The following is a 21,060-nucleotide window of genomic DNA, read 5'->3' on the forward strand; positions in this document are numbered from 1 at the left end:
CGCCCCGCCACAAGGACGTTCCCTTTCATCCGAACAAGCCCCGACATGTTCAGACCTCTTTTCGCATTCATCGGCACGCGTTATACCCGTGCCAAACGTCGCAATCACTTCGTCTCGTTCATTTCCCTGACCTCGATGATCGGCCTCGCCCTGGGCGTGGTGGTCATGATCGTGGTGCTCTCGGTCATGAACGGTTTCGACCACGAGATGCGTACCCGCGTGCTCGGCATGATTCCCCATGCCACGCTCGAGAGCGGCCAGCCGCTTGACGACTGGCCTGCGCTTGCCCAACAAGTAAAGCAGAATCCGCAGGTGGTGGCGGTAGCGCCCTTCACCCAGATGCAGGGCCTGCTGACCCATGAAGGCAAGGTGCAGAAGGTGCTGCTCAATGGCATCGACCCGGCCCGCGAGCGCGAGGTGTCGATCATCGACAACTTCGTCCAGCAAGGCCGTCTCGACCAGCTGGCACCGGGCGAGTGGGGCATCATGATCGGCGACAAGGCCGCCGCCAAGCTGGGTGTGGCCATCGGCGACAAGCTGACCTTCGTCGCCCCCGAGGTCAGCGTGACCCCGGCCGGCATGTTCCCGCGCATGAAGCGCTTTACCGTGGTCGGTACCTTCCACGTGGGCGCCGGCGAAATCGACGGTTACCTGGGCCTGACCAACATCAGCGACCTGTCCCGCCTGCACCGCTGGAAACCGAACCAGGTGCAAGGCCTGCGGCTGAAGTTCGACGACCTGTTCCAGGCGCCGCGCGTGGCCTGGACTATTGCCCAGCAGCTGGGCGAGCAGGAGTTCTACAGCCGTGACTGGACCCGCACCCATGGCAACCTTTACCAGGCGATCCGCATGGAAAAGGCCATGATCGGCCTGCTGTTGCTGCTGATCGTGGCGGTGGCGGCGTTCAACATCATTTCCACCCTGGTGATGGTGGTCAATGACAAGCGCGGCGACATCGCGATCCTGCGCACCCTCGGCGCCACGCCTGGGCAGATCATGGCCATCTTCATGGTGCAGGGTACGGTGATCGGGGTGATCGGCACCTTGATCGGCGCCGGCGTTGGCATTCTTGCCGCGCTCAACGTGAGTGCAGCGATTGCCGGCATCGAGAAGCTGATCGGGCACAAGTTCCTCAACGCCGACGTGTATTTCATTGATTACCTGCCGTCGCAGATCATGGCCAATGACGTGTACATGGTCTGTGCCGCGGCACTGGTCCTGAGTTTCTTCGCCACCCTGTACCCGGCCTGGCGTGCGGCCCGCACCCAGCCTGCAGAGGCGCTACGTTATGAGTGAGTCGCGCATGAGTGATAAAGCCGTTCTGAGTTGCCGCAACCTGGGCAAGTCCTACGACGAGGGCCCGGAGTCGGTGCAGGTGCTGTCTGGCTTGCAGCTGGAGTTGCACCCGGGTGAACGCGTGGCCATCGTCGGCAGCTCGGGCTCTGGCAAGAGCACCTTGCTCAACCTGCTTGGCGGCCTCGACACGCCTACCCAGGGCAGTGTCTGGCTGGCGGGCGAGGAGCTGTCGGCCCTGGGTGAGCGGGCGCGTGGCCTGTTGCGCAACCGGGCACTGGGTTTCGTCTACCAGTTCCACCACCTGCTGCCTGAGTTCACCGCCATGGAGAACGTGTGCATGCCGCTGTTGATCGGCCGCACCGCCATCCCCGAGGCGCGTGAGCGCGCCGAGGCTCTGCTCAAGCGCGTCGGCCTTGGCCACCGCCTGCACCACAAGCCTGCCGAGTTGTCCGGCGGTGAGCGCCAGCGTGTGGCGATCGCCCGCGCCCTGGTCAACCGCCCAGGCCTGGTGATGCTCGACGAACCGACCGGCAACCTCGACCACCACACCGCCCAAGGCATCCAGGAACTGATGCAGGAGCTGTCCAGCGCTTCGCGTACCGCGTTCCTGGTGGTGACCCACGACCTCAACCTGGCGCGCCAGATGGACCGTGTGTTGAAACTCGACGACGGTCACCTGGTGGCGATCTGAGCCGCTTGCACGGGGTGGCCTGAGCCGCCCCGCAACTCTTTCATTGGGTGTTTTACATGTTCAGACCCTTGCCCTTGTTCATTGGTGCTCGCTACACCCGTGCCAAGCGCCGCAACCATTTCATCTCGTTCATCTCGATGACCTCGATGATCGGCCTGTCGCTGGGCGTGCTGGCGATGATCGTGGTGCTGTCGGTAATGAACGGCTTCCAGCGCGAGATGAGCTCGCGCATCCTCGGCCTGGTGCCCCATGCCAGTATCCTTGGCGTGCAGCCGCTGGATGACTGGCGCACCGTCGCCGATGCCGCGCTGAAGGACCCGGCGGTGATGGCCGCGGCGCCAATCACCGAAATGGAAGGCATGCTCTCGTACAAGGGCGCGATGCAGCCGATCCAGGTCAGCGGCATCGACCCGGCAGAGGAAGGCAAGGTTTCCATTGTCGGCCAGCATATTGTCCAGGGCCGCCTGCAGGACCTGAAACCAGGTGAGTTTGGCGTGGTGCTCGGTGAACTGAGCGCGCGGCGTTTTCGCTTGAACACGGGCGACAAGCTGACCCTGATCGTGCCGGAAATCAGCAAGGCGCCGGGTGGCATCACCCCGCGCATGCAGCGCCTGACCGTGGTCGGTATCTTCAAAGTCGGTGCAGAGCTGGATGGCTCCCAGGCGTACATTCACGTCGCCGATGCGGGCGAAATGCAGCGTTGGGCGCCGGGCCAGGTACAAGGCGTGCGGCTCAAGCTGCATGACCTGTATGCGGCGCCGCAGGTGTCCAAAGCCATCGCGGCCGGCCTAGGCGATGCCTACCGTGCCGATGACTGGTCGCACACCCAGGGCAGCCTGTTCAGCGCCATGAAGATGGAAAAGACCATGATCGGCCTGCTGCTGATGATGATCATCGCAGTGGCGGCGTTCAACATCATTGCCACGCTGGTGATGGTGGTGAACGACAAAGGGCCGGATATCGCCATCCTGCGCACCCTGGGTGCCACGCCTGCGCAGATCATGGGTACGTTCATGGTCCAGGGCAGCTTGATCGGTATTGTCGGGACCTTGATCGGCGGTGTGCTGGGGGTGATTGCCGCGTTCAACGTCAGCCAGATCGTTGGCTGGCTGGAGCGGGTCAGCGGCCAGCATATCTTCACGTCGGACGTGTACTTCATCAGCAGCCTGCCGTCGGAACTGCAGTGGGGCGATGTGGTGATCATCTGTGCGGCGGGGTTGGTGATGAGCTTCTTGGCGACCATTTACCCGGCGTATCGGGCATCCCAGGTGCAGCCGGCGATTGGTCTGGCGGTTTGAAACGCTGATTCGCGTTCATTGTAGGAGCAGCCTCGTGCTGCGAAGAGGCCGGTGCAGGCAAAGCAGATTGCTGCAGCCTGCACCGGCCTCTTCGCAGCACAAGGCTGCTCCTACACGCCGATGCAGGAGCTGCAGTTCTATTGATTGCCAGGTAACTCGATCACAAACCGCGTCCAGCCACCCTCGCACTCTGCCCGAATACTCCCACCATGTGCCTGCACGATCGACCGGGTGATCGCCAGCCCTAACCCGGCGTGCTCCGTGCTGCCTTCGCGCCGCGCCGGGTCCACCCGGTAGAACCGGTCAAACAAGCGGGGCAATGCAGTCGGTGCGATTGCCGCCCCGGTATTGGCCACGCAAACCCGTAACCCAGGCTCCAGCGTCACGCGTACCTGCCCACCGGGTGGGGTGAAGCGCAAGGCATTGTCGAGCAGGTTCGACAATGCGCGTCGCAGCATGGGGCGGTCGCCCTGCAACAGCAGCTGGCCTTCGCGCAGCAGCGTCACGTCGCGGTCCTCGGCCAGCGGCGCGTAGTACTCCAGCAATGCATCGACATCTTCATGCAGTGCCAGCGTGGCTTGGCCAGGCACCAGCAGGCCATGGTCGGCCTTGGCCAGGTACAGCATGTCGTTGATCATCTGCGCCATCCACTGCAGCTCCTCCAGGTTGCCATGCAAGGCCTCGCGGTATTCCTCAAGGCTGCGCGGGCGGGTGAGGGTGACCTGGGTGTGGGTCAGCAGGTTGGACAGTGGTGTGCGCAGTTCGTGGGCGATGTCGGCGGAGAATGCCGACAGGCGCTGGAAGGCATCGTCCAGGCGCTGCAGCATGGCGTTCACGGTGGTGGCCAGTTCGGCCAGCTCTTCCGGCATCTGCGCCACTGGCAGCCGGGTGGTCAGCGAGCGGGCCGACACGCTGGCCGCAACCTGGCCCATCTGCCGCAGCGGCCTCAGCCCCCGGCGTACGGCCCAGGCACCGAGCAGAGCGGTGGCCAGGGCCGAGAGGCCGACCGTTAGCCAGATCAGGCGCTGCATGCCCTGCAGGAAGTGCTGATGGTGGGTGATGTCGAGGTACAGGGTCAGCTGCGCAGACTGCGGGTCGGCCGGGTTCAGGGGCATGGCCAGGCTGCGGTAGTCGGCGCCGTCGGTGTGCAGAGTGGCAAGCCCAGAGGGTGGCGTGGTGTCGGGCAATTGCGTGCGGCTGTCGAACCACGGCGTACCGTCATGGCCGCTGATGCGCAGGGCCAAGTCGGCCTGGTGGCTGAGTTCATCGCGCAGGGCGGGGAGGCGGGCGCCCAGTTCGGCGGGCCCGACGACGCCGGCCAGCTGCGTGCGAAACAGCGACAGGCGAGATTCCAGCAACTGTTGGTCGAGTTCGATGAAGTGCTGCTCGCTGGCACGGCTGAACAGCACGCCGGCCCCCAGCGAAACGGCAGCGGTGCAGGCCGCGAACAGCAGCGCCAGGCGGCTGCCGAGGGAAAGTCGGCGCATCAATCCTGACGCTCCTCCAGCACATAGCCCATGCCCCGCACGGTGTGGATCAGCTTGCTGGCGTGTGGGTCGTCGATTTTCAGGCGCAGGCGGCGGATGGCCACTTCGATGACGTTGGTGTCACTGTCGAAATTCATGTCCCAGACCTGCGAGGCAATCAGCGATTTGGGCAGCACCTCGCCCTGGCGCCGCAGCAGTAATTCGAGCAGGGCAAACTCTTTGGCGGTCAGGTCGATGCGCTGGCCGGCGCGCTCGGCGCGGCGGCGGATCAGGTCCAGGCGCAGGTCGGCCAGGCTCAAGGTGGTGTCCTGGCTCGGGCTGGCGCCACGGCGCAGCAGGCTGCGTACACGGGCCAGCAGTTCGGAAAAGGCAAACGGCTTGACCAGGTAATCGTCGGCGCCCAGCTCCAGGCCGTGCACACGGTCTTCTACCGCATCGCGGGCGGTCAGGAACAGCACGGGGGTGTCCAGGCCGGCCTGGCGCACTGCGTGCAAAATCTGCCAGCCGTCGCGGCCTGGCAGCATCACGTCGAGGATCAGCAAGTCATGGTCGCCGGTCAGTGCCAGGTGTTGGCCTGTTTCGCCATCGGCCGCCAGTTCGGTGGCGAAGCCTGCCTCGCTGAGGCCCTGGCTCAGGTACTGGCCGGTGCGGGCCTGGTCTTCAACGATCAACAGTTTCATGCAGTGTCCACAGTTCTGGAGGGGGCGCAGCGTCTACCGGGAAATGATACGTGACGATGTCGGCGCTCGCCCAAACTGACAAAGTTGTAATCTTCCCGTCAGGTAGCCGCCAGCCCCACCTGATTAAGGTGCTCTCATCACGTTGTGTATTTTGGAGTCATCATGAAACGCCTGTTCATCGCCGCCGCCCTTGCCATGGCAAGCCTGCCCACGTTTGCGGGCAGTGCCGACAGTTTCGCCTTTGGCGAGCCTGCCCCGGCTGGCAAGGCCACCCGTACGGTCGAGGTGGTGCTCAAGGACATTGCCTTCGAACCAAAAAGCCTGGAAGTCAAGGCGGGCGAGACGGTGCGCTTCGTGTTGATCAATGAGGGCAAGTTGCCCCACGAATTCAACCTGGGCGACAAGGCCATGCATGCCGAGCACCAGAAAGAAATGATTGCGATGCAAGGCAAGCTGTTCACCGCAGGCATGAACCATGAAGGCATGGACCACGGCCAGATGAACCACGGCGAAGGCCACGGCCACGGCGGGGGCAACACCGTGCTGGTACCGGCTGGCCAGCGTGCCGAACTGACGTGGACGTTCCGCAAGTCGGCACCCATCGAGTTTGCCTGCAACGTACCTGGGCATTACCAGGCGGGGATGGTCGGGCCATTGACCATCGAGTGACATCAGGCCCAAGGCGGGGCGCAAAAACGGTAAACTAGGGGCATTTCGAACCTTCAGGTCAGTTTCCATGCATCCCGCCGCCGAACACTCCCCGCTGGGCAAGTCCAGCGAATACATCGCTACCTACTCCCCTGAGCTGCTGTTCCCGATCCCGCGTACCGCCAAGTGGGCCGAGCTGGGCGTTACTGCCCAGACCCTGCCGTGGCAGGGCGTGGATTATTGGAACTGCTTCGAGCTGTCGTGGCTGCTGCCGTCGGGCAAGCCGGTGGTGGCGATCGGCGAGTTCGCCATTCCTGCAGACTCGCCGAATATCATCGAGTCCAAGTCGTTCAAGTTGTACCTGAACTCGCTGAACCAAACGGTTTTTGCCTCGATTGGCGAGCTGCAGGCCTGCCTGGAGAAAGACTTGTCTGCGGCGGCTGGCAAGCCGGTCGGCGTCAAGGTTCGCACGTTGGCCGAGGTGGAGGCTCAGGGCGTTGTGGCATTGCCGGGGCAGTGCATCGACGCGCTGGATGTGGCCATCAGCAACTATGAGCAGCCGCAGCCGGAGTTGCTGCGTTGTGATGCGCAGCGTGTGGTTGAAGAGACCCTGCACAGCCATTTGCTCAAGTCCAACTGCCCCGTCACCGGCCAGCCGGATTGGGGCAGTGTGGTGGTCGAGTACAAGGGCAGGGCGCTGGACCCTGCCAGCCTGCTGACTTACCTGATCAGCTTCCGGCAGCATGCCGACTTCCATGAGCAGTGTGTGGAGCGGATTTACCTGGACTTGAAGAAGCTGCTGCAGCCGGAGCATTTGACGGTGTATGCGCGGTATGTGCGCCGGGGTGGGCTGGATATCAACCCGTACCGCAGCATGGGGGCGATCAGCCCGGTGAATGGGCGGCTGGTTCGGCAGTAAAATCACCGCCGTTGGGGGCGCTTCGCGCCCCATTCGCGGGCAAGCCCGCTCCCACAGGTTTTAGTGCAGTCCTTAGACCGCGCTGTCCTGTAGGAGCGGGCTTGCCCGCGAAAGGGGTGCGAAGCGCCCCCAGCTGTTCAGATACCCATACTGTGCAGCGAGTTGGCAATGCTGCGCAGGGTAGCGGTCAGGTCCGGGTGATCGGCTTCGAAGCGCTCGATCGCCAGGTTCACGCCATCCACCAGGTTGTTGTCAGGTGTGGCTTCCTCAAGCTTCAGCTGCGCTTCAATTTGTCTGGCTTCCTCATGCAGCGCGGCCAGTTCCTCTTCCGAAAGCGGTACGTTACGGTCCAGTTGCTCGCGCAAGCTGTTCAGTCGCTCTTGCAATTCGCGGGCAGGCATTGGCTTTTCTCCATCAATGGCTTGGCAAGCCATGGACCTCAGCGAAGCGGCAAAGGTTCTGGCCTGCTTTCAATGTAATCCACTCGCAGCCGCTTTGCATGATCCGCGTCAAAGGTGCTGTATCAGGGTTTTTCGCCCTTGCGCCGACGCTGGGCGATGTCCTGCAGGCAGGTGTCCAGGGCTTCGAGGTGATCGATCACCGAGTGTACGCCCAGGCTGAACAGCGCGAGGGTGGCCTTGCCACGGGCCAGGTCTTGTTCCTGTTGGCTCATGGCTTGCCAATGCCGGGAGCTGAGGTCGCAGTGCGGGCTGCAGGCCGCCAGGCCCACGGTCCACAAGCCGGCGTTTAGGCCCGATTGCAGCAGCGCAGGGTCACCGCTAACCAGTACGCAGCCATCCAGGCGCGCGCTTTCCAGTGCCATCAGCGCCTGCCAGCAGGCGTTTGGCGCGGGCCAGCGCACGCCGTTGACCGCGTGCCCCGGCAGCCAGTCGGGCAGCACAGTGGCCAGGCGTTTGCCCTGTGTGGCAGTCAGGTCGTCCAGCCAGATGCAGGGCACCTGGCGCTGGCGCAGGCTGGTGAGCGTTGCCAGGGCGCCGGGCGCGGGCAGGGGGTTGCCGTTAGCACCCTGGACCAGGCAGCCACGCAGGCCAAACAGCACAGCAGTGAAGGCGGACGCATCGTGCATGGCAACTTCCCTGAAATAGTCCGCAGGCTATGCCGCTATTGTTACCAGCCGATGACGAGGCAACATACGTTCACAAAATCTTGAGCAAAAATGTGTAATGCTGGTGATCAGCCCGCAAGCCCTTATACTTGCGCCTTATCAGCAGCACGCCCGGTGCGGCTGCGGCCAAGAAATTCGATGGAGAGACATCTATGCGTAGGATCGGTGCCGGTGTGATCGAACGAGTCACCCAGGCCTGTGTCTGCGCCAGCTTGTTGCTGGCGCCCGTGGCGGCCACCCAAGCGGCCACCGAGGAAGACCCTTGGGAGGCGGTCAACCGCCCGATCTTCAGGTTCAACGATACGGTCGACACCTATGCCCTCAAGCCATTGGCCAAGGGCTACCAGGCAGTGACGCCGCAGTTCCTCGAAGATGGCATCCACAACATCTTCCGCAACCTGGGCGATGTCACCAACCTGGCCAACAATATTCTGCAGCTCAAGCCGCATGCGGCGGGCGTGGACACGGCGCGGCTGATCGTCAACACCACCTTTGGCCTGGGTGGCTTCTTCGACGTCGGCACCAAGATGGGCCTGCAGCGCAACGACGAAGATTTCGGCCAGACCTTGGGTTACTGGGGCGTGGGCAGTGGCCCTTACGTGGTTATCCCGTTGCTGGGCCCAAGCACCGTGCGTGACGGCCTGGCCAAGTACCCGGACAGCTACACCGAGCCCTACCGCTACATCAACCACGTACCGACGCGTAACACGAGCCTCGCGGTTGATGTCGTCGATACCCGTGCCAGCCTGTTGTCGGCTGAGAAGCTGATGCAGGGCGACAAGTACATCTTCATTCGCAACGCCTACCTGCAGAACCGCGAGTTCAAGGTAAAGGACGGCGAAGTCGAAGATGATTTCTGATTGTTTCTGATTTAAGCCATCGGGGCTGCCAAGCAGCCCCAGCGTTAATGCATCGCCAGGATGCGCAGGCCGAATTTCTGCTGCCCGTCGGGCTGGTCGGCGATCCACACCACCTCGGTGCTGGCATGCAGGCCTTTCAGCGCCTTGTGATCGGAATCGATCCTCACCTCAAGCGTATCCCCTACCTGAAAACGCTGCGGCGCCTGCACTTGCATGCCCCCGCTGGACAGGTCCAGGCACACCGCTGCAATCACCTGGCCTTGGTGCAACAGGCTGATGTCGGTGTCGATGCGCATGCGGATGAAATCGCGTTTTTCGCTGTGGCTGGAGGGTGTCTGAGGCATGCTGCATCCTTCCCTTTAGGTTGCGCGGGTCGCCTTTCTTATAACTCTCGGTGATTTGCCCTGTAAAGAGCAGCGAGGTCGACCCTTGCACGCTTGAAACGCCTGGCGGATGGGAGTACCGTCTGCGCCTTACAGGGTACCTCTGACAGTTGCCGGGCGGGTCTTCTTGTCCTACAACTCAAGTAGAGTGTTACCACAGAGTATTCCCGTAGCTGGCCGTCAGCCTTGCCGACACCGCTGCACCAACCTAAATCGGCGCCGTTCGCCCACATGCAGAAAACCAGTGCAACGCTGCTGATCATCGATGACGACGACGTGGTCCGTGCGAGCCTCGCCGCCTATCTTGAAGACAGTGGTTTCAGCGTCCTCCAGGCCGGTAATGGCCAGCAGGGGCTTCAGGTCTTCGAAGAACACCAGCCCGACCTCGTGATCTGCGATCTGCGCATGCCGCAGATGGGCGGGCTCGAACTGATCCGCCAGATCAGCGAGCGCGCGCCGCAGCTGCCGGTGATCGTGGTGTCGGGTGCCGGCGTGATGAGCGATGCGGTCGAGGCCTTGCGCCTGGGCGCCGCCGACTACCTGATCAAGCCGCTGGAAGACCTTGCCGTGCTCGAGCACTCGGTGCGCCGAGCCCTTGACCGTTCGCGCCTGGTGCTGGAAAACCAGCGCTACCGCGACAAGCTCGAAGCCGCCAACCGCGAGCTGGAGGCCAGCCTGCACCTGTTGCAGGAAGACCAGACCGCCGGCCGGCAGGTGCAGATGAACATGCTCCCGGAAAGCCCCTGGGTGGCCGGCGAGTTTGCCTTCGAGCACCAGATCATCCCGTCGCTGTACCTGTCGGGTGATTTTGCCGACTACTTCCGCGTGGATGATCGGCGCATTGCCTTCTACCTCGCCGATGTCTCCGGGCACGGCGCCTCGTCGGCGTTCGTCACGGTGTTGCTGAAGTTCATGACCACGCGCCTGTTGTTCGAATTCAAGCGCGGGAGCAAGATGCGTGAGTTCAAGCCCTCGCAAGTGCTCAGCCACATCAACCGCGGGCTGATCAACTGCAAGTTGGGCAAGCATGTGACCATGGTGGGCGGCGTGATCGATGAAGACACCGGGCTGTTGACCTATGCCGTGGGCGGCCACCTGCCGCTGCCGGTGCTGTACACCCCGGGCAATACCCGCTACCTGGAAGGCCGCGGCCTGCCGGTGGGGTTGTTCGACGAGGCCAGTTACCAGGACTTGGTGGTGGAGCTGCCGCCGGTGTTCAGCCTCAGCTTGATGTCCGACGGCATTCTGGACCTTTTGCCAGGTGACACGCTCAAAGATAAAGAAGCCGCCTTGCCAGAAATCGTCAAGGCAGCGGGTGGCAGCCTGGATGGGCTGCGGCAACGATTTGGATTGGCTACGCTTGGGGAGATGCCGGATGATATCGCCCTATTGGTGTTGAGCAGGAACCTTCAATGAGTACCGGTAGAATTCAGTTCGCCGAGCAAAGCGGTACCTTTGTACTGAAATTCGTCGGTGAAGTGCGCCTGACCCTGTGTTCGGCGCTGGATGCGACGATCGAGAAGATTTTCACCGCGCTGAACTTCTCGGCCATCGTCATCGATTTGACTGAAACCGAGAGCATCGACAGCACCACCTTGGGCCTGCTGGCCAAGTTGTCGATCCTGTCGCGCCAGAAAGTGGGGCTGCTGCCGACTGTGGTCACCACCAACCCGGACATTTCCCGGTTGTTGCAGTCCATGGGCTTCGATCAGGTGTTCAACATCGTCGATCGCCCAATACCGTGCCCAGAGTGCCTGACCGACTTGCCGTCGCAGGACCAGAACGAAGAAGTGGTGCGCTCCAAGGTGCTGGAGGCCCACAAGATCCTCATGGGGCTCAATGACTCCAACCGCGAAGCGTTTCATGACCTGGTGAATGCGCTGGAGCGGTCCTGATTTATTGCCTGTAGCGGCCTCTTCGCGGGCAAGCCCGCTCCCACAGGTTCTTCGCTAAATCTCAACTGTGGGAGCGGGCTTGCCCCGCGAAGAGGCCGCTACAGGCTAAAAACTCCCTCATTCCGGCCCAATAAACTCCGTCACATCCCGCCCACCGGCATCCAGCTGATACACCCGTGCCGGCCGCCCCTGCTCATCAAAAAACACCTGCCCCAACCCCGCACCATTCCACAACCGCTCACCCGCCTTGCTACCGCTGGGCGTACGCGGCACCACTTCCATCTCCCGCCGCTTGGTAAACCAGTTCAGCGGCGAGCGCGGTGAATACAGCCAGCGGTTAAGCCGGTCGAGCACATCCAGCAAACGCCTGGGGAATTCGTTCTTGATCCCGCTGCTGGTGATCTGCCACAAGTGCGGGCTGCGTTGGCGGTGTCGAATCAGCACTTCATAGACGAACGAATAATGCACATCCCCTGAGAGCACCACGTAATGCCCGGGCGTGCGCGAGTGGCGGAAGATATTCAGAATCACCTGTGCCGCACCCCGGTGGGCCATCCAGTTCTCGGCATCCACCAGCAACGGGTAGCCCATCCAGCTGAATACCTTTTGCACGGTTTCTATCAGCTTTACCCCGAAGATCGGTGCCGGCGACACGATAATCGCTGAAGGATGATCGAGCAGTGCCTGCTGCAATTCGCTCAGCGCCTCCCAGTCGAGCAGGCCCGAAGGCTTGGCCAGGCTGGTTTCGCTGCGCCAACGCCGGGTGCGGGTGTCGAGTACCAGCAAGGGTGGGTTGCTGGGCAGGCTGAACTGCCAGCCTTGGAAGCGCAGCAGCTCGCCGATCAGTTCATCCTGTGCCTGGCTGGCCAATGGCGCACCCGTCAGCGCCTGGTAGCGTTCGACCAATGGCCCGCAGCCATCCGGGTCGTTGCCCCAGGCCTGGCACAGCAGGTAGCCCAGCAGCGCATTGCCGATGATCCGCCGCGAGAACGGGTGGCCATAGGCGGTTTCTTCCCACTGGGCCGAGAGGTTCCAGTCGTCGGTGATGTCATGGTCGTCGAAGATCATCAGGCACGGTAGGTGTGCCATTACCCGCGCCACCTGGCCGAGGTTGTCGGCGAAGGCCTCGATCAGTGGCACCTCCTGCCGATAACGCGCCTGGCGTTCATCGGTGAGCCCTGCGGGCATGTCCAGGTTGACCAGCCGCCAGGGTTCAGGTGACCACACCAGCAGGTACATGGCCATGACCTCGGCGAAGGTTACCAAGTGGTTGTCGGCGTTGCTGGACGAGAAGATCGGCTTGCGTTTACCCCCAAAAAAGCGCTCGCGCAGGCTGTCGTTACGTTCCTGCGCGGGCAGCAAGTCGGCGCGGTGGTAGTAACTGGCCGGGTGGCGATAGAGCGCCGCGCTGTCGGCGACGACTGCACCGTCCAGCTGTTCGTCGAACAGCCCCAGGCGTTCGATCAGCACGTGGATCGCGCGCAGCATGGGCCCGGCGACATCATCGGCATACACCTGGTCGCCGGTCATCAGCAGCACCGCGGGGCGTTGTTCGGGGTGTTGGCACTGTTGCAGCAAACGGTCGGCGCAGAGCAGGCCGTCGGCGGCGGGGTGGTGCGGCTTGCGGCAAGAACCGTGCAGCAAATGGTTCAGGCGATCACGCAACACGAAGTGTGGGCGCGTTTCGCCGGGGTAGAGCATGTGGGGTGCCCAGTCTGCGATGCCCTGGCCATTGATGCGCAGGTCGTAGCCCAGCGTCTGGTTGCAGGGGAGCGGCTGGGCAACGTGGATGTCCAGCAAATGAATAAACGCGTGCTGGCCTATCGGGATCACCTGGCAAGTGACCTTGGCCGAGTGTTCTACGCCATCAAGGGCAAATTCAGGTTGCAAGGGTTGCGTTGCGACCAGCCAAATGGCCAGGCGCTGTGGCTCCAGGCGGCGCAGTACCGGGCCGGCGAGAACGAGGGGTAGGGAAGAGGTCATCAACAGCTCTGGTGGCTAGACAGCCCATTCACGCAGCACGGTACCGGTGGGAGCGGGCTTGCCCGCGAATAGGCCATCGAATTCAAAATACCTCGGAAGCCTGGCGCACCTTAGCGCCAAACCAAAAACGGGCGGAAAATGCTGAACATTTCCCGCCCGTCAGGCAAACCCAAAATGTATCAGGCCTTTTCAGCCATCAACTTCTCCAGCTTCTCCTGATCCCGCGCGAACTGGCGAATACCCTCGGCCAGCTTCTCGGTGCCCATGGCATCTTCGTTCATCGCCCAGCGGAACTGGCTCTCGCTCAATACCTGCTTGGCCTCGCCCGTGTTGCCCGGCTTGAGCACGCGCGGCAGTTCGCCTTGGTCATCGCTCAACTGCTGCAGCAGTTCGGGGCTGATGGTCAGGCGGTCGCAGCCTGCCAGTTGCTCGATTTGGCCGATGTTGCGGAAGCTGGCACCCATGACCACGGTGTCGTAGCCATTGGTCTTGTAGTAGTCGTAGATGCGCGTGACCGACTGCACGCCCGGGTCCTCGGCACCGACGTATTCCTTGCCGGTGCTCTTCTTGTACCAGTCGTAGATACGGCCCACGAACGGCGAGATCAGGAACACCCCGGCATCGGCGCAGGCTTGGGCCTGGGCGAAGGAGAACAGCAGGGTCAGGTTGGTCTGGATGCCTTCCTTCTCCAGCTTCTCGGCGGCGCGGATGCCTTCCCACGTCGAGGCCAGCTTGATCAGCACGCGGTCTTTACTGACCCCGGCGGCGTCGTACAGCGCGATCAACTGGCGGGCCTTGGCCAGCAGGGCCGGCTCATCGAACGACAAGCGCGCATCCACTTCGGTGGAGATACGGCCAGGGATGACTTTGAGGATCCCAGAACCGACCGCGACCGCGAACTTGTCGCAGGCCAGGTCCACATCGCCCTTGGCATCACCTTTTACCTGCTTGAGCAGGTCGGCATAGCCGGGGATGGCGGCGGCTTTGAGCAGCAGCGACGGGTTGGTGGTGGCATCGACCGGTTTCAGGCGGGTGATGGCGTCCAGGTCCCCGGTGTCGGCGACCACGGTGGTGAACTGCTTGAGTTGTTCCAGCTTGGAGGTCATGGGCGTGCTCTGTCCTGTGCAATGGCTCGACATTACCCGAGCCCCGGCGGCCGCTCAAGGCCCGTCGAAGCCGCTCGGGCAAACCGCGTGTGGGCGCGGCCATGCGTCGCGAATGGGTTACGCAGCAGCCCCAAGGTCTCAGCCCAGCTCAGCAGGCAAGCCCCTGAAGTTCTACGCAAGGTGATGATTCGATTCACCCACAGCCCCGAGGTTCCCAAGGCTGCCGACTACCTGCTTTTCAGGGCTTCGCCCAAGGTGCCCGATTGCCCTTCCTGGAGCCGTTGGCCGTCGGGCATGATAATTTCCAGCGTGGTCCCCTCAGGGCGAGGCGCCGGCTGTGCCGCACGCGCCTGCGCCTTTCTCGCCTCAACCCTGCGCTCGATCATTGTCGGGTATTGCGAGGCGACCGCCAGAATGATGCCCACCGGGGCAAAGATCGCCACTGCCACACCCAAGCTGCCTTGCGAACGCGTGCGCCTTTTCTTCATTGCCAATCCATCCCTGGTTCATTCATCAATGACCCTGCATTAACTCCGCTGCCTGATCAAACACCACCAACGGCTCTGGCGCCTTGTGAATATCCGCCGACAACAACTGCCGGAACCGCCGCGCCCCCTTGAAGCCCTGGGCCAGCCCCAGAATATGCCGGGTGACGTGATGCATGGCCCCACCGCTCTCGATGTGCGCCACGATATAAGGCCGCAACAACGCCAGCGCCTCACTGCGGCTGATCACCGGCGCCTCGCTGCCAAACAACTGCTGGTCCACCTCGGCCAGCAGGTAAGGGTTGTGATACGCCTCACGCCCCAGCATCACCCCATCGAACGTTTCAAGGTGCGCCTGGCATTCCGCCAGCGTCTTGATCCCGCCGTTAAGCACGATCTCAAGGTCCGGGAAGTCCGCTTTCAGCTGCGCCGCCACGTCGTAGCGCAAAGGTGGCACCTCACGGTTCTCCTTGGGCGACAGCCCTTCAAGAATCGCAATCCGCGCATGCACGGTAAAACTCCGGCACCCAGCCTCGCGCACCTGGCCGACGAAATCGCACAGCTCGGCATAGCTGTCACGGCCATTGATGCCGATACGGTGCTTCACCGTCACCGGCGTCGACACCGCATCGCGCATTGCCTTGACGCAATCCGCCACCAGCGCCGGGTGGGCCATCAGGCACGCACCGATCATGTTGTTCTGCACCCGGTCGCTCGGGCAGCCAACGTTAAGGTTGACCTCGTCGTAGCCCGCCTCCTCGGCCAGGCGCGCACAGGCCGCCAGGTCGGCCGGCACGCTGCCGCCCAGTTGCAGGGCCAGCGGGTGCTCGGACACGTCGTGGCGCAGGAAACGGTGGGCGTCGTTGTGGAGTAGGGCGCCGGTGGTGACCATTTCGGTGTAGAGCAGGGTGTGCTTGGAGAGCAGGCGCAGGAAGAAGCGGCAGTGGCGGTCTGTCCAGTCCATCATAGGTGCAACGCTGAAGCGGCGTGACGGCTCAGGGCACGTGATTTCTGGCTTGTAGCCTGATTTTGCGGTCATTTCGTTCAACGTGTTTTGTACCAATTTTCGGGGTTTTTGGGCGTTTTTACCAAGCGCTTGGTACAATGTACCAACCGATAGACGACGTGTACCAATCTCAGATGGCAACGATCAGAACGCGTAAAAAGGCCGATGGCAGCAGCAGCTACCTCGTCCAGATCCGCATTAATCGCGACAAGGTGACAGTCTACCAAGAGAGCCAAACGTTCGCCCGCAAACAGGCTGCAGTGGCCTGGGCGAAGCGACGGGAAACCGAGCTGTCTGAGCCTGGTGCTATCGAGCGCGCCAACCGGGTAGGGCACACGGTCAAGCAGATGATCGACCGTTACCTGGTCGAGGCAGAGAAAGCCCGGCCTCTGGGCGAGACCAAGCGACGCACGTTGAACGCCATTAAGAACAGCTACCTGGGTGAGATGGTCGACTCCGACATCAGCCAGCAGGTGCTGGTGGACTATGCCCTATGGCGTATGAGCCCCGCAGGTGGTGGCATCAAACCGCAGACAGCCGGCAATGATCTGGCTCATCTGGGTTCCGTGTTGTCGCTTGCTAGGGCAGCGTGGGAGTACGAGATCAACCCCCAAGCTATGCCCGACGCACGCCTTGTCCTGAAACGCCTCGGCTACAACATGAAGAGCCGGGAGCGGGATCGCAGGCCAACGCTTGAAGAACTCGACAAGGTGCTTGAGCACTTTTTCGAGATGCTTGCACGGCGTCCGACTGTCATTCACATGCCGAAGGTCGTGGCGTTTGCCGTCTTCTCCACGCGCCGTATGGACGAGATTGCGCGCATCTTGTGGGAAGATCTGGATGAGCACCGCCAAGCGGTGAAGGTGCGGGACATGAAGAACCCTGGTCAGAAGATCGGCAACGATGTGTGGTGCCATCTGCCGGATGAGGCGTGGGCCATTGTGCAGAGCATGCCACGTCAGTGCGCTGAGATCTTCCCGTACAACACCGACTCAATCGGCACGGCCTGGTCCAGGGCATGCAAGATGGTTGGCGTGGAGGACCTGCATTTTCACGATCTGCGCCACGAAGGTGTGAGCCGGTTGTTCGAAATGGATTGGGATATTCCGCGCGTATCAAGTGTTTCCGGCCATCGTGACTGGAACTCGCTGCGGCGTTATACCCATCTGAGGGGGCGTGGCGATCGATATATGGAATGGAGTTGGTTAGAGCGGATTATCCAGGCTCCAGTAACCTTAGGCGCCCGGGTTGAGTAGTTGATTGGGGACGCAAATTTGACCATAACTTGTACTTGCATTGATTAGTCAGTTGGGCCTGATCTCGTCAGTGCATTGTATGGTTTGATCGGCACGAGGCGGCATTATCTGCTACAAGCATTCAGACGCCTCGGTCCAATGGGTATTTCAGGAGTGGCCATTCTCGATCCGCCATTGGCTCGCCTAAACGAAATGTAGTTTCGGTTAGAAGCGCACTCCCCAGAATATCATGGCTCACTTCGCGTCAGATGCGTAAGGTTGGCCGTGTATCTCATGGCTAATATGTGTAAGCTAGTCGTTAGCTATTTGATTTATTATTCGGCTCATCCCTTCGGGCTTGTAGCCTTTCTCTACCATCTTAGCTACGATCAGATTTCTGAAGATCTCGTAGTTTATAGAGATGCCTTCAATAGATATATATTGTTTTAGTATGTCTCGCCCCGGAATGTTTTGCAGCCAAGCCCCATTGGTAAAACTTTCATCCATTTCGGTGCGAATATCATTCTCCAAGGTTTTGAGTTCTGACTCAAGAAGAGATGTGTTTGCTTGGTTTTTGATCCTCTCCATTGAGCGGGTAATGGCTTTGTGTAAATCTTCAGAGACATTAGAAGTCTCTGGGGAAAAGCCTAGATCAATGGATTGTACGATCTTAGAGTTGGCATGTGAGCGCATTTTTCGTATGATCATTTGCGGCACTACTTTGCGTGCGGCTTGATTTAGCTTATCCCGCACAGAGTCTTTGTTACACTGAGTCTCTCCCATATTGAGGGTGTTAATGACCTCGGAAATAAACTCTGGGTGGAGTAGGTAGTTTTCGATGTGGTATACATCCCATTCAAATCGGTTTACCCCTCCGCCCGAATCTGGGCTTGTTTCTGAGTCGCGATCTACTATTGCGTAATATTTGGTAGGCTGGTGGCCGCGTTCATAGGCGCGAGCAAGGATTTCATGTAACGCCTTAACCCGATTTTTATTTGTCCCTGAAATTAAGTTTATTCCTCGAAGCTCTTCGGGGAAAAGAGAGGCGGCGATAGACTTGTCAAAATCAGAATCACCCCCACCTTCAAAAATCAATCCTTTGCCGCCCGGCCTATATGCTGCTAAGTCCCCCACTAAGTCCGCAGTGGCCATCTCGAGATCTTTGCCGACGGTTAAGGCTTTCAGCTGAGATGATCCCGGTTGTTCTGATCCACATGGACTCATATGGAAAACATTGAAGCCCGGTTTCCCTACTGCCTCTCTAATCAAGGCATCAGAATGCGTCACCAGCCACAACTGATTTTTAAGTGCCTCGCCAAGGTGCTTTCTATAAAACTCTGGAAGTCCTCGGATTAGCCTGGGGTTTAGGTGTAGCTCAGGTTCATCTAAGAGGATAATCGAGTCACGTGGTGCTGAGCTTCTGATGCGAAGATAGCCGTATAGAATTTCTTTCTCGCCGGAGCTAAGTTCATCCAAGTCATGCACAGTTCCGTTGGGGGTGATGACTGGAAATGAAAGGCTACCTTCTGGCGTAGGTTGAGGGCCCAGAAACTTTTTTTCCGGAAAGAATGATTCGAAAAGCTCTTTAAGTGTCGACGTCAGCGAAGAAGATTGGTCACCTCCGGAGGGCAACGCTTTCTCTGCAAGAATTTCCTTGATGAAATTGCCAGCCATTTCGCTTTTTACGTTATTGTATTTGTTGTTATAGTTGTACAGGGTGTGTTGGCTGTATTGCTGATTAGTTTGCTCTAGGTTAAGGTTGATACCTTGAACTGTTTCTCGGCCATAGTGTCTCTGTGCGCCATGAAAGTCTATGACGCCAATGTCTCGAGGCTTGTAATTGGTAAATGCAACCGTAAGAAGGCGGGAATCTTCCACATAAATGTGGCCTTGAGGGTCAATAGTTACAATTCCAAGTGTGCTGTTTTTTGAAAGAGCCTCCATTAATAGGGGGAGTTCTTGAGATACCCTGTTAGTAACCTCAGGTTGTCGCTCTCTAAATTGAGCGGAAAATAGCGCCTTGTGGTGGCCGCCATATTGAAAGGCTTCAGGTAGTAATGTTTGCCATATTGTTTGTTCTAAAAGGCTTTCGGCATTGCTGGAGATGTATTCTTTTTCATTGTCCCTGAGGATAAATTCACATTTTATCTTTAAAGGCTTGGATGTATCATTGAACAAGCCATTAAGATTTCTTGAGCCTCCATGAAGTTGAATTGCAAATTCCCCAAAGAAATGTTGCCATTCATTCTGTTGGTATCCACCATAGCAGCTTTTGAGAAGTCTTATTGCGTCAAATATACAGGATTTACCTGACCCATTTTGGCCTGCAATAATTATGGTGTCCCCAAGATTTTCGATCTCAACCTTGCTTATTCCTCGAAAGTTTTCAATTGACAATGATTTTATTTTCATTTTTACATCCCTGCAATCTCAATGGAATGGTCGGAACTACTGGTGATTTGGGGGGCAAGGGTAGCTACTGGTTCCTAACCATATAAGCTTTTTGAATCGCTTGGCAAGCTATCGGGACATGAAACGTAGGCGGTTGCCAGGGGTGGCTATGCGCGGGAAAGCCGCATTGGAAACTGCGAAGGAAACCTTTGCGCTTACTCCACTTCGCTTTGGGCGTAATGGATTTGCGCATTTCCGTATTTCAGGCCCAGGTGATTTGAGAAGGCGGGGCGATAGCCGCCGACTGTACGCGGCTATCGATGCAAGGTGACTGAGGCGAATTCGACTGAGTAGAAGGTTGGGTTGCACCCAGATGTTCTGTGCGTAGGCTGATGCTGATCAAGTAGGTGTAATCTTCGTATCCACCTGCCCGTTACCTCTTATTCAATTGCGCACACTCTTTGCGCGCAGCGTCCCGCTGCTGGTCCAAGTAGAGAGCCAGATCGGCTATGTGTATGCCTCGGGCGCTCTTCTGACTCGATTCAAGTCGGGTGATTGGCAGCTTGATCTCCCCGGCCAGCACCTTGCGCTGGAATACGAGCGGCGTGAGGTGCGTGAAGTAGTCAGCGCATACCTGTTCGAGCGAGATGATCGCCGTGCCGTTGTACTGCGCCATTAAAACAAAGGCTGTGTTCACGCAAGGCCCTCCTGTTGCTGCGAATTTGGCTCTGCGCTGCTGGGTCGAGCGGATTGCCGACCCTCACTGAGCTGGCTTAGCACCTGCTTGCTGGCAAGGTTGAACAACTCGCCCGCGGTAACCGGCGCTACGGACTGCTCGAAGTTGCGCACGGCCTCAAACCGAGTTCGGTACAGCCCGGCCTGGCCGAGCCAAGCGACGGCGTGATACTCGGCGTCGGATACGGGGCAAGGTGTCGTAAGGCGCTCGCCTTGAGAGCCGAATTTGCACTTCTTGCAGATGTGATAACCGCCGTCGTAGGGGTCCACTGTTTCCCAGAGATGCTTGTGCGTGGTTATGCGGCCATCAACGACGCCGCTTCGTTGGATAACGGTGGTCATGCTGCAGCCTCCGCAGTCGATGCCGTAGCTGGGGTGCCGCGCAACTGGGCGTGAATGCGCTTGGCGAGCGAATCGACACTGAGCGCCTGTGCTGTAGCCAGGCTCGCCTGCTGATCCGACTTCAAGGCTTTCATGGTGCGATGAGCGAGCTGCAGTGTTTCGCCGACCTTTGTCAGCAGCTCGTAATCGGCCCTGGTCACCGGCATGCCCGTGTAGGACATGATTCGCTCCTCGAGCTCGCTGATGGTGAGCTTGAGCTTTGCCACGGTCTTGAGGTGCTTGCGATGATCGGCTTCGCGTTGTACGGCGAGTTCTGCCAGTTCTTCGTTCAGCGTTCTGAGCCGCTGGGCATGTGTGGCGTTGCGTTCCGCCAAGGCAATTTCCTTGCCTTCTTCATGTGCCCCGCGACGAGCTGCAGCGAGCAAGTAGGGCAGGATCGCCAAGACGAAGAGTAAGACGATCCCGGCGCTGAGTGCGTATTGGTAGGTTTGCAT

22 protein-coding genes are annotated in these 21,060 nt (G+C 59.9%); 9 read left to right on the top strand and 13 right to left on the bottom strand.

Going from position 1 to position 21,060, the window contains the following annotated elements; translation table 11 throughout:
* Nucleotides 1–45 precede the first annotated feature (45 nt).
* From AC5PZ0_RS24630 to AC5PZ0_RS24640, 3 genes are read left to right on the top strand one after another with little or no spacing between them, the layout of a single operon-like run.
* Nucleotides 46–1,296, top strand: a complete 1,251-nt coding sequence (locus tag AC5PZ0_RS24630) for a lipoprotein-releasing ABC transporter permease subunit (protein ID WP_493855897.1) — start codon at nt 46–48, stop codon at nt 1,294–1,296.
* A 7-nt stretch (nt 1,297–1,303) separates the two neighbouring features.
* Nucleotides 1,304–1,987, top strand: coding sequence for a lipoprotein-releasing ABC transporter ATP-binding protein LolD (gene lolD / locus AC5PZ0_RS24635; RefSeq protein ID WP_172960376.1), 684 nt, complete (start codon nt 1,304–1,306; stop codon nt 1,985–1,987).
* A gap of 56 nt (nt 1,988–2,043) precedes the next feature.
* Nucleotides 2,044–3,285: a lipoprotein-releasing ABC transporter permease subunit gene (locus AC5PZ0_RS24640; RefSeq protein WP_027596610.1), complete on the top strand. Its 1,242-nt coding sequence runs from the start codon at nt 2,044–2,046 to the stop codon at nt 3,283–3,285.
* Nucleotides 3,286–3,422: 137 nt separating this feature from the next.
* Here the strand turns inward: AC5PZ0_RS24640 and AC5PZ0_RS24645 are convergent, their stop codons facing one another.
* Both AC5PZ0_RS24645 and cinR read right to left on the bottom strand, forming a co-directional pair.
* Nucleotides 3,423–4,775 carry a heavy metal sensor histidine kinase gene (locus tag AC5PZ0_RS24645; protein ID WP_493855898.1) on the bottom strand — a complete coding sequence of 451 codons (1,353 nt, stop codon included), beginning with the start codon at nt 4,773–4,775 and terminating at the stop codon, nt 3,423–3,425.
* A complete protein-coding gene (gene cinR / locus AC5PZ0_RS24650; RefSeq protein ID WP_099430029.1) occupies nt 4,772–5,452 on the bottom strand; it encodes a two-component system response regulator CinR in 681 nt (226 codons plus the stop codon). The genes AC5PZ0_RS24645 and cinR overlap by 4 nt, the downstream gene beginning before the upstream one ends.
* Before the next feature lie 162 nt (nt 5,453–5,614).
* Here cinR and AC5PZ0_RS24655 point away from each other — a divergent pair, with 162 nt between their 5' ends.
* Together AC5PZ0_RS24655 and queF are read left to right on the top strand one after the other, a co-directional pair.
* Nucleotides 5,615–6,121 carry a cupredoxin domain-containing protein gene (locus tag AC5PZ0_RS24655; RefSeq protein ID WP_493855899.1) on the top strand — a complete coding sequence of 169 codons (507 nt, stop codon included), beginning with the start codon at nt 5,615–5,617 and terminating at the stop codon, nt 6,119–6,121.
* Nucleotides 6,122–6,188: 67 nt separating this feature from the next.
* Nucleotides 6,189–7,019 carry an NADPH-dependent 7-cyano-7-deazaguanine reductase QueF gene (gene queF / locus AC5PZ0_RS24660; RefSeq protein WP_493855900.1) on the top strand — a complete coding sequence of 277 codons (831 nt, stop codon included), beginning with the start codon at nt 6,189–6,191 and terminating at the stop codon, nt 7,017–7,019.
* 137 nt (nt 7,020–7,156) lie between these two features.
* Here queF and AC5PZ0_RS24665 read toward each other — a convergent pair whose 3' ends face one another.
* The gene (locus tag AC5PZ0_RS24665; RefSeq protein WP_003248815.1) at nt 7,157–7,420 is read right to left on the bottom strand and encodes a DUF4404 family protein; all 264 of its coding nucleotides are present in this window, start codon (nt 7,418–7,420) and stop codon (nt 7,157–7,159) included.
* Nucleotides 7,421–7,542: 122 nt separating this feature from the next.
* Entirely contained in the window at nt 7,543–8,106 is a 564-nt protein-coding gene (gene pcrP, locus AC5PZ0_RS24670; protein ID WP_265970347.1) for an HAD superfamily inactivated hydrolase PcrP, read from the bottom strand.
* 191 nt (nt 8,107–8,297) lie between these two features.
* On the opposite strand from pcrP, the gene AC5PZ0_RS24675 reads away from it, so the two are divergent.
* The gene (locus AC5PZ0_RS24675) at nt 8,298–9,005 is read left to right on the top strand and encodes an MlaA family lipoprotein (RefSeq protein WP_085274220.1); all 708 of its coding nucleotides are present in this window, start codon (nt 8,298–8,300) and stop codon (nt 9,003–9,005) included.
* 44 nt (nt 9,006–9,049) lie between these two features.
* Here the strand turns inward: AC5PZ0_RS24675 and AC5PZ0_RS24680 are convergent, their stop codons facing one another.
* Complete coding sequence (locus AC5PZ0_RS24680) at nt 9,050–9,349, bottom strand: PilZ domain-containing protein (RefSeq protein ID WP_099430026.1); 300 nt, start codon at nt 9,347–9,349, stop codon at nt 9,050–9,052.
* Between the two features lie 270 nt (nt 9,350–9,619).
* On the opposite strand from AC5PZ0_RS24680, the gene rssB reads away from it, so the two are divergent.
* Nucleotides 9,620–10,804: a two-component system response regulator RssB gene (gene rssB / locus AC5PZ0_RS24685; protein WP_027596602.1), complete on the top strand. Its 1,185-nt coding sequence runs from the start codon at nt 9,620–9,622 to the stop codon at nt 10,802–10,804.
* The gene (gene rssC, locus AC5PZ0_RS24690) at nt 10,801–11,283 is read left to right on the top strand and encodes an anti-sigma factor antagonist RssC (protein WP_027596601.1); all 483 of its coding nucleotides are present in this window, start codon (nt 10,801–10,803) and stop codon (nt 11,281–11,283) included. Before rssB ends, rssC begins: the two co-directional genes overlap by 4 nt.
* A gap of 117 nt (nt 11,284–11,400) precedes the next feature.
* On the opposite strand, the gene AC5PZ0_RS24695 is transcribed toward rssC, so the two are convergent.
* From AC5PZ0_RS24695 to dusA, 4 genes are all read right to left on the bottom strand, one after another.
* Nucleotides 11,401–13,266 carry an alkaline phosphatase D family protein gene (locus AC5PZ0_RS24695; RefSeq protein WP_493855901.1) on the bottom strand — a complete coding sequence of 622 codons (1,866 nt, stop codon included), beginning with the start codon at nt 13,264–13,266 and terminating at the stop codon, nt 11,401–11,403.
* Nucleotides 13,267–13,445: 179 nt separating this feature from the next.
* A complete protein-coding gene (tal, locus tag AC5PZ0_RS24700; RefSeq protein ID WP_493855902.1) occupies nt 13,446–14,372 on the bottom strand; it encodes a transaldolase in 927 nt (308 codons plus the stop codon).
* 227 nt (nt 14,373–14,599) lie between these two features.
* On the bottom strand, nt 14,600–14,860 hold the full coding sequence (locus AC5PZ0_RS24705) for a hypothetical protein (protein ID WP_265970312.1): 261 nt from the start codon (nt 14,858–14,860) through the stop codon (nt 14,600–14,602).
* A gap of 25 nt (nt 14,861–14,885) precedes the next feature.
* The gene (gene dusA / locus AC5PZ0_RS24710; RefSeq protein ID WP_493855903.1) at nt 14,886–15,896 is read right to left on the bottom strand and encodes a tRNA dihydrouridine(20/20a) synthase DusA; all 1,011 of its coding nucleotides are present in this window, start codon (nt 15,894–15,896) and stop codon (nt 14,886–14,888) included.
* Between the two features lie 101 nt (nt 15,897–15,997).
* Here dusA and AC5PZ0_RS24715 point away from each other — a divergent pair, with 101 nt between their 5' ends.
* Entirely contained in the window at nt 15,998–17,119 is a 1,122-nt protein-coding gene (locus tag AC5PZ0_RS24715; RefSeq protein WP_493855963.1) for a tyrosine-type recombinase/integrase, read from the top strand.
* 291 nt (nt 17,120–17,410) lie between these two features.
* Here AC5PZ0_RS24715 and AC5PZ0_RS24720 read toward each other — a convergent pair whose 3' ends face one another.
* The 4 genes from AC5PZ0_RS24720 to AC5PZ0_RS24735 form a co-directional block, all read right to left on the bottom strand.
* Nucleotides 17,411–19,510 carry an AAA family ATPase gene (locus AC5PZ0_RS24720; RefSeq protein ID WP_493855904.1) on the bottom strand — a complete coding sequence of 700 codons (2,100 nt, stop codon included), beginning with the start codon at nt 19,508–19,510 and terminating at the stop codon, nt 17,411–17,413.
* A gap of 412 nt (nt 19,511–19,922) precedes the next feature.
* Complete coding sequence (locus AC5PZ0_RS24725) at nt 19,923–20,186, bottom strand: pyocin activator PrtN family protein (RefSeq protein WP_284397048.1); 264 nt, start codon at nt 20,184–20,186, stop codon at nt 19,923–19,925.
* Nucleotides 20,183–20,566, bottom strand: a complete 384-nt coding sequence (locus tag AC5PZ0_RS24730; RefSeq protein WP_284397050.1) for a hypothetical protein — start codon at nt 20,564–20,566, stop codon at nt 20,183–20,185. Before AC5PZ0_RS24730 ends, AC5PZ0_RS24725 begins: the two co-directional genes overlap by 4 nt.
* Nucleotides 20,563–21,060, bottom strand: a complete 498-nt coding sequence (locus AC5PZ0_RS24735; protein WP_493855905.1) for a hypothetical protein — start codon at nt 21,058–21,060, stop codon at nt 20,563–20,565. The genes AC5PZ0_RS24730 and AC5PZ0_RS24735 overlap by 4 nt, the downstream gene beginning before the upstream one ends.

This window comes from Pseudomonas sp. 5.2 (assembly GCF_059025405.1).